Source organism: Peribacillus sp. NPDC101480 (assembly GCF_050277335.1).
In the GTDB taxonomy this organism is placed as follows: domain Bacteria; phylum Bacillota; class Bacilli; order Bacillales; family DSM-1321; genus Peribacillus.
In genome coordinates, this window is sequence record NZ_JBNNSB010000001.1 from 587,221 (window position 1) to 601,826 (window position 14,606).

The window sequence follows — 14,606 nt, forward strand, 5'->3', positions numbered from 1 at the left end:
GTTCAAGGCCCGGCTGAATTACAGCCGGGCTTTCTCATGCAGGGGTGTTTAGATGCAAAAAAAACCCCATCCAAGGATGGGGTTTTTGAAGTTATTAACGAGAGTAGAACTCAACGATAAGAGCTTCGTTAATTTCAGCAGGCAATTCAGAACGTTCTGGTAAACGAGTGAAAGTACCTTCTAATTTCTCAGCATCAAAAGTAAGGAAATCAGGAACGAAGTTAGTTGCTTCAACTGATTCTTTAATGATTGAGAAGTTACGTGATTTTTCACGAACTGAAATTGTTTGTCCAAGAGACACTTTGTAAGATGGAATGTCTACGCGGCTTCCGTCTACAGTGATGTGACCGTGGTTAACAAGTTGACGTGCTTGACGACGTGTACGAGCTAAACCAAGACGGTAAACTAGGTTATCAAGACGTGATTCAAGAAGAACCATGAAGTTTTCACCATGTACACCTTTAAGTTTGCCAGCGCGGTCGAACATTGTGCGGAATTGACGTTCAGTGATTCCGTACATGTGACGAAGTTTTTGTTTCTCTTGTAGTTGCATTCCGTATTCGGAAATTTTTCTACGTTGGTTAGGACCATGTTGTCCTGGAGCATAAGGGCGTTTTTCTAATTCTTTACCAGTACCTGTTAGGGAAATTCCTAAACGACGGGATAGTTTCCAGCTTGGGCCAGTATAACGAGCCATAGGATGACTCCTCCTTTAAATGTTTTTATTTTGGTAAAATAAAAACCGTGTGAATGTACGATTATGACCATTTTGTTTTCATGTACCTTCGCCCTAGCAGCAGAGGGTTACGAGATACACCTCTGTATTGAGGAACAAAATGAGAACATAAAGGCTGTCACATAGGCTGCAATATTTTACACAAAGAGTATTGTATAATATTTAGCTCAATGAGTCAAGGACAGTTGTGATTAATTAAAAGGCGTAGATAAAGAGAATCGCAGCAGGTAAATTTAAAAACGGCAATTTTTTTGTGAGGTTTTTTCAATGTAAGCGTGATAATGAATGGAGAAAAATATCAAATGGGCCGATGAGGCGTTATATATTGTGAAGAATTCAGGAAGGACCGGGTACATGTACATGGGGCCTGTAATGGAAAAGGGAGCAGGCAAGGATTGCCGCTCCCTTTAACTTTATAGATGCCTGGAAAGGATTTCAGCGAACTTCTCCAGTCCTTGCTGATCCATTTCGTCAAAACGGTCCGTGACCGGACTGTCGATATCGAGGACACCGATCAATTTGCCATCCTTCATGAGCGGTATGACAATTTCAGATCTTGATGCCGCATCACAGGCGATATGTCCAGGGAATTGGTGGACATCCTCTATGCGAAGGGTTTTTTCAGTCGCCGCTGAAGTCCCGCAAACACCCCTGCCCATTGGAATGCGGACACAGGCTGGAAGGCCCTGGAAGGGTCCCAAAATTAATTGGCCTTCTTCGTATAAATAGAAGCCGACCCAGTTAATCTCATCAAGAAACTGATTAAGTAAAGCTGCCGCATTGCTTAAATTGGCTATCCGGTTCGTTTCATCTTCAATTAAGGCAAGAAGCTGCTTTTGGACCAGATCATAGTTATTTTCTTTTTTTTCTTGATACATTTCGACATTAAACAAAAGCGTTCACCTGTCTTCCGCATATTTTTACAGCACTTTCTAATCATGTTGCTTTATTGTTGGGAAATTGTCGAGAACTTACTAAAGGATTCAGGCTCTTCCGTGAAGAAATAGTCCACAAGACTTGTCTCAAAGAAAGCGAGGGATTGCCTGAATGAATCGCCAGACGCCAACGAAACAAGCCATTGTGGAAGCTGCATTGCATTTATTTCATTTAAAAGGCTATCATGCTACATCCATACGGGATATTGCGAATAAAGCCAAAGTGAACGCTGCGAATATTGCCTACTATTTCAAGAATAAGCAGGGGTTGCTGGAATTCTGTTTCACTTCCTATTTAGAAGAGTATATCCTGGTCCTTGAGACGAACATGACACTGCTGGAACTAAAAGGCCCGCAGCATTGCTTGATGAATCTTGTAAAGGATATTCTCGCTTTCCAGAGGGAAAACTTCCTTGCTGCACGGTTCATATATGGGGAATCTTCACTCGATTCCAATTTAAATCGTGAAATTCATTCGACTTATTTTACAAAGGAAAAGTCTTATTTTCAATATATTTTGGAACAGGGGATCAAGAGCAGGAGTTTCCAGCAGGTCTCGGTTCCCATGTATATGCTGCAGTTGAAGGGTTTATTGACGGCCCCTGTCCTGCATACCCATTATGCGATGGATGTGCTTCATGTGTTCCCGCAGGAAGCCTATTACACGAATATATATGCCAATGAAGTCGGACGTTTTTTGCAGGATACCCTTTTCATCGACCTACAGCCACTGTTAGCCGGGCGGAGCTGAAGTGTATACATGAGTTACCCATTGAACCCTTCAATCAGTGCCTGATGGCCCTGACCCAAATCCTTAGCCTGATGTGCATCGGAACCGTAAATAAGCGGAATGCCGAGATCGAAAGCACGCTTTGCAAACCGTTCAGGAGGGTATGGTTCACGGCATAGCGGCTTTACCTGCCCTGCTCCATTATAATCTAGTTCGTACCTTTCTTCTTTGATCATGTCGAGCACCTTGTAAACCCGCTCGTCAAAACTAGAAGCCGGCGGATATCGATGCTGGAATTTATGGACAAGCGTAATATGCCCGATCCGTTTTGGTTTATAAATGCCTAAATCAGTTGTTATTGATTTTTCCAGAGTATCGTAATATTTGGCATACACCGATTCCACTGAACCTAGTTCATTGGCAATCTCACCAAACCCATTTTCGCTGAAATCGATGCAGTGCCAACTGCTTTGATGCTTGATGAAGTGGACGGAAAGTATACTATCATCAAGGAATTCTCCGATTTCGTCGAGGAATTCTTTTGTTTCTTTTTCATAACCCTCTATAAAGTCAACCTCCAGACCTGTTTTGATCAGGATTTTGTCTTTATGGCGTTCTTTCAGTACGCGGAGCTCTTGAAAGTAATCCAGGAGCAGGGCAGCGTCCATGCCGCTGTCTTTTTCAGGCGTAGGATCTTGAAAATTTCGTGGCAATGGAGCATGTTCCGTAAATGTGATTTCCTTTAATCCTAGTTCGATTCCCCGCGTAATATATTCATCGAATTTATCCGTAGAGCCGTGAGGGCAAAACGGAGTGTGCACATGACCGTCAGCTTTCATGGTCCTTCCCTCCCAAAAAACAGGTATTTGTAGCAATTTTCTACAAAAAAAACATTTTTCTCGTCAAAAATTATTGCTAACATGGTATCATAAAAGCATTAAATTTAACATTTTTAAAATTGATATATAAACGGGCAAGACTGTAAGGATTAGAACAGGGGGCTTACCATGGATTACATAATTGGGGTAATTGTATTAATTTTGATTTTCATCATTTGGGGTTATTTTTTCAAAAAGAGATATTTTAAAGAAATCGATCGACTGGAATCCTGGAAAATAAGCATCATGCACCGCCCCGTGCTGGAAGAGCTTTCTAAAGTCAAACAATTGAACATGACAGGTGAAACAGAGGAAATGTTCGAAAACTGGCGCATTGAATGGGACGCCATCATTACTGATCATATGCCCGAAGTCGAAGAGCTTTTATTCGATGCCGAGGAATTCGTCGATAAATACCGTTTCAGCCGATCAAAAGAAGTACAGCGCAAAATTACAGTCAAGCTGAATGAAATCGAGGAAATGATCAAAAAGATATTATACGAACTGAATGAACTCGTAGGCAGTGAGGAAAAAAACCGATTGGAAATTGAGGATATCAAGGAATCCTACCGTCAATTGAAGAAATCCCTGCTTGCACATAGGCATAATTACGGGAAAGCTGCTGATAAGCTGGAAAGTACCTTGGATGAAGTATTGCAGATCCTTCAAAAGTATGACGAAGAGACCGTGAATGGCAATTATTTGAATGCGAGGGAGCTTGTTCTATCCATTAAGGAAAAATTGGCGGTTCTGTCGGTTAAAATGGAAATGCTCCCGAAATTATTGGTAGATAGCCAATCCGAGCTGCATTCCCAGCTTCAAGAATTGAAGGATGGTTATGAGGAGATGTCAGGACAGGGGTATCTGTTGAGCCATATCCAATTCGAGCAGGAAATATCCCGGCTTGAGGAAGAGCTGGAACTATATAAAACACAATTGGAAAATGCCGAAACGGAAGCAGTGGATAAAGGCATTAAAGATATGCGCGAAAGCATTGAGGTGCTTTATGACCTTTTGGAAAAAGAAGTACTTTCAAAACAGTATATCTTGAAAAATGATGAAGTTCTCAGGAAAACGATTAGTGACCTTGAATATGAAAACGATAAACTTAAAGTTGAAACCATACATGTTCAACACACATATCATCTGACGGAAAATGAGCTCGATGCACAACGGAAAATGGAAAAGCAGATTGCCCAGATTTCGAAACGCCATCAATTGCTTGTATTGAAAATGGAGGATAATGTGATGGCAAGCTCCCTTATCAGCGAAGAGATGCAGGGGCTGGCTGCACAGTTGAAGGAATTACAGGAAAATCAGAAAGACTTCACCATTAAATTACAGGCTTTACGGAAAGATGAAATGGATGCCAGGGATTCACTGGCTGAATTGAAACGTAAAATGGTCGATACAGGACGATTAATTGCAAAAAGCAATATTCCGGGTCTTCCGGAAGAGTATAAATTGGTGCTATCTGATGCCAAAGAAAGCATGGATGATGTCCAGGGGAAACTTGAAGAAAAGCCGCTTGACATGGCAGCTGTTTATATTTATTTGGAAAAAGCGGTTCAACAGGTGAATAGGGTCCACGAAAAAGCCCAAGAATTAATCGAACATATGTATTTGGCCGAAAAGGTGATCCAATTCGGAAATCGCTATCGAAGCAGTCACGATATGGTTGCCGAGAGCCTTAGGGAAGCCGAGGCGAAATTCCGAAGCTATGAATATCAAGCAGCGTTGGAAACGGCAGCAACGGCCATAGAAAAGGTCGACCCAGGCAGTTTACGAAAAATCGGGGCGAACATAGAAGAAGTCCTTTCCTAAAAACCCGCCAAGGCGGGTTTTTTTCTTTTACCGGATGGACCGTGAATAGACAGGTGGGAAGTTTAAATCATTCTGAGGAATAAAAAGAAGCAATTCTCCTATCATTCATGGACCAGTGTTTTACATTCTCTTTCAAATTCAATTATGTTAATATTAGATGTTGCAACAGCAACATTGAAACTTATATTTAGTAGAGTGACCATCATAGATACAAAAACATGGAAGGTGAGCCCATGATTTATTTTGATAATAGTGCAACAACAAAACCATATCCCGAAGTAATCGAATCATTCATGAAGGTTACTTCGGACTATTTCGGGAACCCCTCTTCACTTCATGGACTTGGGGTGCAATCCGAAAAACTGCTTTCCGCTGCAAGAAAGCAAATCGCTGATTTATTAAAGGTGAAGAGTTCGGAAATATATTTCACTTCCGGGGGGACGGAAGGAAATAATCTTGCCATTAAAGGAACCGCACACTTTCAGGGAAATCGCGGCAAACACATAATCACGACAGCGATTGAACATCCTTCTGTAGAAGATGCATGCCAATCATTGACGAAAATGGGTTATGAGATCACATATCTTCCCGTTAATGAATTTGGGCAAATTGATGTAATGGACCTAAAGGATGCATTGAGGGAGGATACCATTCTGGTTTCCGTCATGCATGTTAATAATGAAGTTGGCTCGATACAGCCGATTGCTGAAATCGGCAAATTGATAAAACAATACCCAAACGTGCTCTTTCATGTCGATAATGTGCAAGGAGCAGGCAAAGTTTCTTTATCATTGCGTGATGCCAATGTGGATTTATGTACAATTTCCGGCCACAAGGTCCACGGCTTGAAGGGGACGGGCATCCTTTATGTTCGTGAAGGCGTTCGGATCGATCCGCTTTTCCATGGCGGCAATCAAGAAACAAAAATCAGGAGCGGCACCGAAAATGTTGCGGGAATCGTCGCCCTATCGAAGGCTTTGCGTATTAGTATGAACAATCAATTGCTGTATCATGATAAGCTGCAGCAAATCAAAACTTATTTATATAAAGGTTTGAAGGAAATGGACGGGGTGTTGGTTAACAGTCCTGAAGAAGGGGCGCCACATATTGTGAATTTTTCCGTTCCTGGACTTAAATCCGAGGTATTGCTGCATGCACTAGAATCGGAAGGAATATATGTTTCGACAACTAGTGCCTGTTCTTCGAAAAAAAGGACGATAAGCAAAACGGTGGATGCATTGTTCCATAATTCGGCTCGTTCCGAAAGCGTCATCCGAATCAGTACTACCTATGGCAATGAAATGGATGAAGCAAAGCAAGTTCTGGCGGCGATACAGAAAATAGTCGCTAATTTAGAAAAAATAATGAGGGTTGCAAAATGAAATTTGATCATATAATTATCCGTTATGGAGAAATCTCCACGAAAAAAAGAAACCGTAAAGGCTTTGTAGACAAAATGAAGGCACATATTCGCTGGAGTTTAAAAGATATTGAAGGTGTAGTGCTTACAGCCAACCGGGAGCGGATGTACGTACTCCTGAACGGTGCTGACCATAAGCCTGTCATTGAACGATTGAAAGGCATTTTTGGAATTCAGTCATTAAGCCCTGCGATAAAAATAGAGCGTGATCTGGAAGTGATGAAAACGGCAGCATTGTATTACCTGAATCATACTCTTGAAGAGGTAAAAACGTTCAAGATCACGACAAAACGCGCGGATAAGGATTTTCCATATAATACCGATGAAATTAACAGGGCAATCGGCGGGCATTTGCTTCGAAATACAGAGGATTTAAAAGTGGATGTAAAGAACCCTGATTTGAACCTGTTAGTGGAAGTGAGACGCGAAGCCGTGTATTTGACAGGTGAAATCATCCAGGGGGCAGGCGGTCTTCCATTCGGGTCAAGCGGAAAGGCGATGCTGATGCTTTCAGGCGGGATTGATAGCCCTGTTGCGGGATTCCTTTCGATGAAACGGGGATTGGACGTGGAAGCTATCCATTTCTACAGCCCACCGTTCACGAGCGAACGTTCACGTCAAAAGGTCATTGATTTGGCGGGCAAGCTTGCCGAAATAAATGGAAGCATGAAAGTGCATATCGTTCCATTTACGGAAATCCAATTATTGGTTCAAAAGCAAATCCCGGAAAACTACTCTATGACTACTACCCGTCGTTTAATGATGCGGGTCGCCGATCGAATTCGTGAAAAGGAAGAAGCCATGGCACTGATTACCGGTGAAAGCCTTGGGCAGGTTGCGAGCCAGACGATGAGCAGCATGTTCGCCATCAATGAGGTGACGAATACACCGATCCTGCGCCCCCTGATTACCATGGATAAAACGGAAATCATCAAAATTGCAAGAGAGCTTGATACTTTTGAAATATCCAATCTGCCGTATGAGGATTGCTGTACGGTCTTTACGCCGGCAAGCCCAAAAACGAAACCGAAACGTGAAAAAGTCAATTACTATGAAAGCTTCGTCGACTTTGATTCCTTGATTGAAAAAGCAGTCTCCGAAACAGAAGTATTGACAGTTAAACCTGGTCAGACTTTCGATAAGGAAGAAGCGATGGAAGACTTATTTTAATATCCTGTAATTACCAATAAAATAGTGCGAATGAAGCCATGTGTTTTAACACACTCTATAATCACAAGGAGGTGAAAAACACATGGCAAACAACAACAGCTCAAACGAATTATTGGTACCTGGAGTGGAACAAGCTCTACAACAAATGAAATATGAAATCGCTACAGAATTCGGCGTACAACTTGGTGCCGACACAACATCTCGCGCTAACGGTTCAGTTGGTGGAGAAATCACAAAACGCCTTGTTCAAATGGCTGAACAACAATTAGGCGGAGGCTTCAACAGATAATTTAATAAATATGGCTACAGAGAGCGGGTTTTAACACCCGCTCTCTTTACGTTTACGGACTGAATTCGTGGACGGCTGAATAATTAACGATTTAATAAATTCCTTAGTTTTACTACATAATTGTTTACTGTTTTATATAATATGAAACCTTATTGGATGGAAGAGATTTGCGACACTCCTGCCGAATAACTGGCTAGCCAAGACCCCACAGGCGCTTGCGCCAAGGAGGCTTGGCAGACAGTCGGCGGAAAGAGAGCGGATTTCCGAAAGGGGTATGTGTAATGATTTCCACTCCAGGCACTCGCTTTCCGCGGGCGGTCCGGGAGCCTCCTCGGCGCTCGCCTGCGGAGCCTCCTCGGCGCTCGCCTGCGGGGTCTCCCTTGGCCACGCTTTTCCCACAGGAGTCTCGTACCTTACGTTCCAATCACTGGAACTTCTATTTTAAGAAATATTGTAGGGAAACTGGCTAATCTTCTCCAATTCGTCTACAGTCTGGCGGGTTCCATCAATTTTCCGGCAAAAGGAGTTCCGAATTGCTCTCGCCCCGAACCAAAATTTTAAAAGTAAACTAGATTATCCTTCATAGTTTTTTACAGTATTTCTTAAAGGATGGAAGAGATTTGCGACACTCCTGCCGAATAACTGGCTAGCCAAGACCCCGCAGGCGCTTGTGCCGAGGAGGCTTGGCAGACAGTCGGCGGAAAGGGAGCAGGTTACTGAAATCAGCGGAATTTTCAAAAAGAAAAACTGCAGACAAACTCACTTTAAGAGTTGTCAAAAGGCTATAAGAGAGTGGGTTCCTAAACCCGCTCTCTTTATTTATTTGTAAAAATAAATAGAAATATTAGAGAAGTATCTTGTATAATGAGTAGGTACTAAGAGTTCATAATTGGAGGGGAAGAATATGAAGCGTGAAGACTTATTGGCTCCGGAACATTACAACTTAGTGAGTGAAATGGAACGTTATGCAAAAGATCCAGAAAAAGTTGCCGTACTCTGGGAGAACGAAACCGGAGATAAAAAACAACTTACATATGAGAATTTATTAAAAAGTGCAAATAAAATTGGAAATGCCTTAAAGAAAAAAGGACTGGGTAAAGGTGATACGGTCCTTATCATAATTCCTCGTTTGGTGGAAGCATATCAAGTGTATTTAGCCGCATTGAAAATTGGCATGATTGTCATACCTTGTTCGGAAATGCTTCGTGCGAAAGACTTGCAGTATCGAGTCAACCATGGTGATGTTAAAGGAATCATCAGTTATCATGAATATACTCATGAATTGAATGAAATAGAAGGAGCGGAAAGCCTTCTGAAATTCTCAATCGGAAAACGAATCGAAAATTGGTTGGATTTGAATGAGCTTGCCGGCAAAGAATCCGATCAGCTGACAATGGCCGACACGAAGAGTGGGGATATGGCGTTCTTATCGTATACTTCCGGAACGACAGGAAATCCAAAAGGGGTCGTCCATACACATGGCTGGGCTTATGCACATTTGAAAACGTCTGCTGCAAACTGGCTCGGCATCAGCGAAACGGATGTGGTTTGGGCAACTGCGGGTCCAGGGTGGCAAAAGTGGATTTGGAGTCCTTTCCTGGCGGTTCTAGGAACGGGAGCGACCGGTCTTGCTTACCATGGGAAGTTCGAGGCGAAAAAGTATCTACAGTTGCTTCAGGACTACAAAGTGAATGCATTATGCTGCACACCAACCGAGTATCGATTAATTGCAAAGGTGGAAAACCTTGATGACTATGATTTATCCCATCTTCATAGTGCTGTATCAGCGGGAGAGCCTTTAAATCAAAAAGTGTTCGAGGTCTTTAAAAACCATTTCCATATTGAAGTGCGTGATGGATATGGACAGACCGAAAATACCCTGTTGGTAGGTGTAACAAAAGGAATGGAAATTAAATTGGGCTCCATGGGCAAACCGACACCGGGCAACCATGTGGATATCATTGATGATTCCGGTAAGCCCTGTTCTCCTGGTGTAGTGGGGGATATTGCCGTACATGTCGATACACCTGCACTCTTTAAAGAATATTTTAAAGATCCCGAGCGGACATCGCAGCAATTCCGTGGGGATTATTATATCACTGGCGATCAGGCGAAAAAGGATGAGGATGGTTACTTCTGGTTTGAGGGTCGTTCCGATGATATCATCATCAGCTCGGGATATACGATTGGACCGTTTGAAGTGGAAGATGCCCTCGTTAAGCATCCATATGTTAAAGAGTGTGCCGTTATAGCAAGTCCTGATGAAATAAGGGGAAATGTGGTCAAGGCGTATGTCGTCTTGATGGATGATATCGATCCGAACAGCCAGGACTTGATCAAGACGCTTCAATCGCACGTGAAAGAATTGACTGCCCCATATAAATATCCAAGGAAAATCGAATTTTTAGAAGAGCTGCCCAAAACGACGTCAGGTAAAATCAAACGGGTGGATTTACGGAAAAGGGAAGAAGCACTCCTTAACAATTGATCGAAATGCATGACCGTCAGCCTCCAAGGCTGGCGTTTTTTATTGACAGGGGCTAAGGTAAAAGCATAAATATGGGAATTCGTGATATGAGATGGTACACTTACTGCATATCTGCACAGTAACAATCATTTAATAAGGAGTGTAAAGCCGGTGGGAACGTTATGGTTCAATGGGTCGATTTATACGATGATTAAAGAAAATGATCAAGTGGAGGCAGTCTACACTGAAAAGGGGGTAATTGTTGATACCGGCAGCCAGGGCTATTTGAAAAATGAGTATGCCGGCAATATTTCCAGGGAAATCGACTTAAAAGGACAAACGATGCTGCCGGGGTTAGTGGATAGTCACCTTCATTTGGTCGGGCATGGTGAAAGGCTGCTTCGTTTAGACCTCTCTTTGATGGATAGCAGGGAGTCGATCATGAAATCCTTGAAGGAAAAGTGCTCAAAGACCCCGGCTGGAAAGTGGATCGTTGCCGAAGGGTGGAATGAAAACGAATGGCCGAGTCCTGAATTGATATTACGGGATGAGCTCGATGTGATATCGACGGAACATCCCATCGTATTGAAAAGGATTTGCCGTCATGCCTTGGTGGTCAATTCCCGCGCCCTTTTGGAAGCGGATATTAAAGAAGATATTAAAGAACCTTCAGGCGGGGTGATTTGCCGTTATCATGACGGACGTTTAAATGGTTTATTTAAAGAAAGTCAGGCACAGAACCTTATTTTAGACAGTCTTCCCGGCATTGATCAAGAGTATATCGAAAACGCACTCACAGAGGCCATAGAAGACGCATATAAGCTAGGTTTGACTGGCGGACATACTGAGGACCTCCATTACTATAATGGCTTCATGCCGACATATCAGGCGTTTAAATCGGTAATCGAGGACCGGGAAATGGCCTTTCGCGCGAACTTGCTTGTCCATCATGAAGCGTTTGAAGAAATGCTGGCAGCAGGAGGCGGTTATCAGAAAGGTACGCGATATATTAAATTCGACAGCATGAAGATATTTACGGATGGCTCCTTAGGGGGACGAACAGCCCTGTTGAGCGAGCCTTATGTAGATCAAAAGAATACGAATGGAGTCGCGATATTCACTGAAAACGAGCTTCAGGAATGGGTGAAAAAAGCAAGGGCTGCCGGAATGCCGATTGCTGTCCATGCGATTGGCGATCTCGCTTTTGAATACGTCTTGAATGCAATTGAGTCACTCCCCCCGCAAGAGGGACAGAGGGACCGGCTCATCCATGCACAGATCGTCCGGCCGGAGCTGTTGCAGCGGGCGGCAAAGCTGCCGTTAATCTTTGATATCCAACCGGGCTTCGTCCCGTCCGATTTTCCGTGGGTGGAAGAAAAGGTTCCAGCCAATCTGTTGGAATCCTCATATGCCTGGAAAACCTATTTGAATTTGGGCATCATTTGTGCGGGTGGGTCGGATGCACCCATTGAGCCATTAAATCCAATTTTGGGCATTCATGCAGCTGTCACAAGGATGAAAATCAATAGTGAGGACCATACCGTATATGGCTTGTCTGAAAGGCTTTCCGTTTACGAGGCTTTCGCATTGTATACCAAAGGGAGTGCTGCAGCAATCGGCCAGGAAAAACGCCGCGGTGTGATCAATAAAGGGTACGATGCCGATTTTACCGTGTTTAATCTGGATGTCTTTGCTGTTGCGCCGGATGACCTCCTAAAAGCTGAGGCGGTCATGACGGTCATCGATGATAAAATCATGTATGATAAAAATTAACAGTTGCAAAAAAAGAAATGGAAATACAAAATTGTTAGATGGAATTAGATAAAGGAATGTAAATGGAGAGAAGGCTTGTTATGAAAGTGGATGAACAAAAAGAAGGGGCGATTTATGCAGCCCTTTCTTACATGATGTGGGGAATCGTGCCGATTTACTGGAAGTTCCTTCAGGGAGTCGGTGCAATAGAAATTTTAGCTCAGAGGGTATTATGGTCTTTCGTGTTCATGCTGGTTTTATTGATGTTCATGAAAAAATGGCAGGCGTTTCTTGTCTATGTCAAAAACATATTGGGAAATCCCAAACTCTTTGTGGCATTACTTACGGCGTCACTGCTTGTTACAGCTAATTGGGGAGTGTTCATCTGGGCCGTTAATACAGGACGGATCCTCGACACGAGCCTTGGATATTATATCAATCCGCTAGTCAGTGTACTATTGGGAGTGATAGTCTTAAAAGAAAAATTGAGCGGGGCCCAAATCATTTCATTCCTGCTTGCAGGAATCGGAGTCTTGATCCTGGGCATTCATTTCGGCACGATCCCGTGGATCTCTCTTGTTTTGGCCATGACCTTTGGATTATACGGTCTGGCAAAAAAAATGATCAAGGCCGAAGCGGCGATCGGGCTGACTCTTGAAACGATGATGGTAACGCCTCTGGCCCTAGGTTACCTGATCTACTTGATGAACCGGTCTGAAATGCAGTTCTTTACAGATGGGAGCACAAGCTTGCTGCTGGTGGGCGGCGGGATTGCCACGGCCTTGCCTCTTTTATATTTTGCGAAAGGGGCGGAGAAGATCCCGTTATCGATGCTTGGCATTTTTCAGTATATCGCTCCGACCTTATCTTTATTGATAGGCGTATTCATCTATCATGAAAGTTTTACCAAAGCACATCTTTTAGCCTTTTTGTTCATATGGTCAGCCTTGGCCGTTTATACACTATCCATAACGAAATGGGGTCAGGCGAATGCCCGCAGGCTTAAAGGCAAAGGGAATATTGGTGCATGAATAAGAAAAAATGCTTGGGAGATCTCTCCCCAAGCATTTTTTTATGCGGGTATATAAAACAAAGAGGTCATGAAAGGTAAATCTTCGAACCTATTTCAGAAACAATACAATTGGAAAGGCTGACAGGACAGTGATCGGGCTTTGCTCTATTTAGTTGGAATTGACTATAGAAGGAACTATCCAGGAAAATGATATGCGTTGTCAGGAATGCTGATTTGGTTGCGTACGGCTTTCTATTGCTATTCAATTCATTGATGATTCCCTGTGAAGTGGTAATCCCGATTCCGTGGCCATAAAAGAGGTTATTCCCTAATAATATGGCATTTTCACCTTGCCATTCAGGAGTTGACTCGTCGTGATCGGGGTTTATGAAGTAAACGCAATCGCCTGGTAAATAATCCCTTCCTTGATGAATATTAAGAGCCATATTCTCCGGAGGGCGCCAGTCATATAAAAAAAGGTTTGAAAAAAGGTAATCGAAATTCCTAGGGCCGATCAAATCCAAAATCGCCTTTAAAAAAGTGACGACTATTGCCGTCCCGCATTCGAAAGCATAAAGCCTTCCATTCATGAAAATGTCCAGAAGTGCAGCATGAGGGAGTATCCCTGGCTGAAGGGTGAAGGTGCCACCCTTTGAAAGGTGCCAATATTGTTTATTGGATTGCGATTCCTCAAGTGTTGAAAATTCTACCTCACTTTTATTCAATGAAATCGCTGCCTCAATGACATGGCGCCGCAGCTGTATATCGAAATTAAACTCTCCAAAATTCCGGTATTCAAAAACGTTAGTATCTTCATCCAGCAATTGGAGAATTTCAAGCGACTTAGCAGATGCTATTCCTGGTTGGATGTGACTGACATCTAACCATCTGTGATTAATCTTTATCATGATCATATCCACCTTTTGCTTATTAAATTAACGGTTTATAAAACCAGTAAACATAAATGTCTACAGATAATGCTCATTATATGAATGCCTGCAATGAAATGACTATTTAGAAATTGTCAGCCACCGCTGCAGTCAAGAATGATTGGAATGAAAAGAGGCAGAATTACATTGATTTCAATGATTTTCGTTCCAAAAGATGTTTTGCTAGATATCCTTAAGAGTAAGGAATACCTTTCCAATTAGTGATAAGAAGCAAATTAGTATTCCCTTTTCCCTATGAATTGATATAATGAGAGAGAAAAGTTCATATGTGCGAGAAATGTAGGGGGGCCAGTACTGCTGGCTGAGATTGCATCCTTTAGATGCTGACTCTTTGAACCTGATCTGGATGATGCCAGCGGAGGGAACATATTATTACTGACTTTCTGTTTTGTATGTTAACGTCCGAATTCATCTTCGGGCGTTTTTTGCTTTTTATCCAGTAT

12 protein-coding genes and 1 riboswitch are annotated in these 14,606 nt (G+C 42.8%); of the genes, 8 read left to right on the forward strand and 4 right to left on the reverse strand.

Going from position 1 to position 14,606, the window contains the following annotated elements; translation table 11 throughout:
* Positions 1 to 94 precede the first annotated feature (94 nt).
* Entirely contained in the window at positions 95 to 697 is a 603-nt protein-coding gene (rpsD, locus tag ACQKMF_RS03010) for a 30S ribosomal protein S4 (protein ID WP_241592485.1), read from the reverse strand.
* 452 nt (positions 698 to 1,149) lie between these two features.
* The gene (locus tag ACQKMF_RS03015; RefSeq protein WP_427571722.1) at positions 1,150 to 1,629 is read right to left on the reverse strand and encodes a GAF domain-containing protein; all 480 of its coding nucleotides are present in this window, start codon (positions 1,627 to 1,629) and stop codon (positions 1,150 to 1,152) included.
* A gap of 154 nt (positions 1,630 to 1,783) precedes the next feature.
* Between ACQKMF_RS03015 and refZ the strand changes: the two genes are divergently transcribed.
* Positions 1,784 to 2,422 (forward strand): forespore capture DNA-binding protein RefZ, encoded by a 639-nt coding sequence (gene refZ / locus ACQKMF_RS03020; RefSeq protein WP_101222952.1) that lies wholly within the window; start codon positions 1,784 to 1,786, stop codon positions 2,420 to 2,422.
* A 14-nt stretch (positions 2,423 to 2,436) separates the two neighbouring features.
* On the opposite strand, the gene hisJ is transcribed toward refZ, so the two are convergent.
* The gene (hisJ, locus tag ACQKMF_RS03025) at positions 2,437 to 3,240 is read right to left on the reverse strand and encodes a histidinol-phosphatase HisJ (RefSeq protein ID WP_402938954.1); all 804 of its coding nucleotides are present in this window, start codon (positions 3,238 to 3,240) and stop codon (positions 2,437 to 2,439) included.
* Between the two features lie 168 nt (positions 3,241 to 3,408).
* Between hisJ and ezrA the strand changes: the two genes are divergently transcribed.
* From ezrA to rarD, 7 genes are all read left to right on the forward strand, one after another.
* Positions 3,409 to 5,103: a septation ring formation regulator EzrA gene (gene ezrA / locus ACQKMF_RS03030; protein WP_101222950.1), complete on the forward strand. Its 1,695-nt coding sequence runs from the start codon at positions 3,409 to 3,411 to the stop codon at positions 5,101 to 5,103.
* Positions 5,104 to 5,336: 233 nt separating this feature from the next.
* Positions 5,337 to 6,485 carry a cysteine desulfurase family protein gene (locus ACQKMF_RS03035; protein WP_427571725.1) on the forward strand — a complete coding sequence of 383 codons (1,149 nt, stop codon included), beginning with the start codon at positions 5,337 to 5,339 and terminating at the stop codon, positions 6,483 to 6,485.
* Positions 6,482 to 7,693 (forward strand): tRNA uracil 4-sulfurtransferase ThiI, encoded by a 1,212-nt coding sequence (thiI, locus tag ACQKMF_RS03040; RefSeq protein WP_427571727.1) that lies wholly within the window; start codon positions 6,482 to 6,484, stop codon positions 7,691 to 7,693. Before ACQKMF_RS03035 ends, thiI begins: the two co-directional genes overlap by 4 nt.
* An 82-nt stretch (positions 7,694 to 7,775) precedes the next feature.
* Positions 7,776 to 7,982 (forward strand): alpha/beta-type small acid-soluble spore protein, encoded by a 207-nt coding sequence (locus ACQKMF_RS03045; RefSeq protein ID WP_034309203.1) that lies wholly within the window; start codon positions 7,776 to 7,778, stop codon positions 7,980 to 7,982.
* A gap of 904 nt (positions 7,983 to 8,886) precedes the next feature.
* Entirely contained in the window at positions 8,887 to 10,470 is a 1,584-nt protein-coding gene (mbcS, locus tag ACQKMF_RS03050) for an acyl-CoA synthetase MbcS (RefSeq protein WP_427571729.1), read from the forward strand.
* 150 nt (positions 10,471 to 10,620) lie between these two features.
* Positions 10,621 to 12,222: an amidohydrolase gene (locus ACQKMF_RS03055; RefSeq protein WP_402938942.1), complete on the forward strand. Its 1,602-nt coding sequence runs from the start codon at positions 10,621 to 10,623 to the stop codon at positions 12,220 to 12,222.
* Between the two features lie 80 nt (positions 12,223 to 12,302).
* Positions 12,303 to 13,232 (forward strand): EamA family transporter RarD, encoded by a 930-nt coding sequence (gene rarD, locus ACQKMF_RS03060; RefSeq protein ID WP_427571731.1) that lies wholly within the window; start codon positions 12,303 to 12,305, stop codon positions 13,230 to 13,232.
* A gap of 67 nt (positions 13,233 to 13,299) precedes the next feature.
* Here rarD and ACQKMF_RS03065 read toward each other — a convergent pair whose 3' ends face one another.
* Positions 13,300 to 14,121 carry a protein-glutamine gamma-glutamyltransferase gene (locus ACQKMF_RS03065; RefSeq protein ID WP_402938936.1) on the reverse strand — a complete coding sequence of 274 codons (822 nt, stop codon included), beginning with the start codon at positions 14,119 to 14,121 and terminating at the stop codon, positions 13,300 to 13,302.
* 313 nt (positions 14,122 to 14,434) lie between these two features.
* Positions 14,435 to 14,544: riboswitch (TPP riboswitch) on the forward strand.
* Positions 14,545 to 14,606 lie beyond the last annotated feature (62 nt).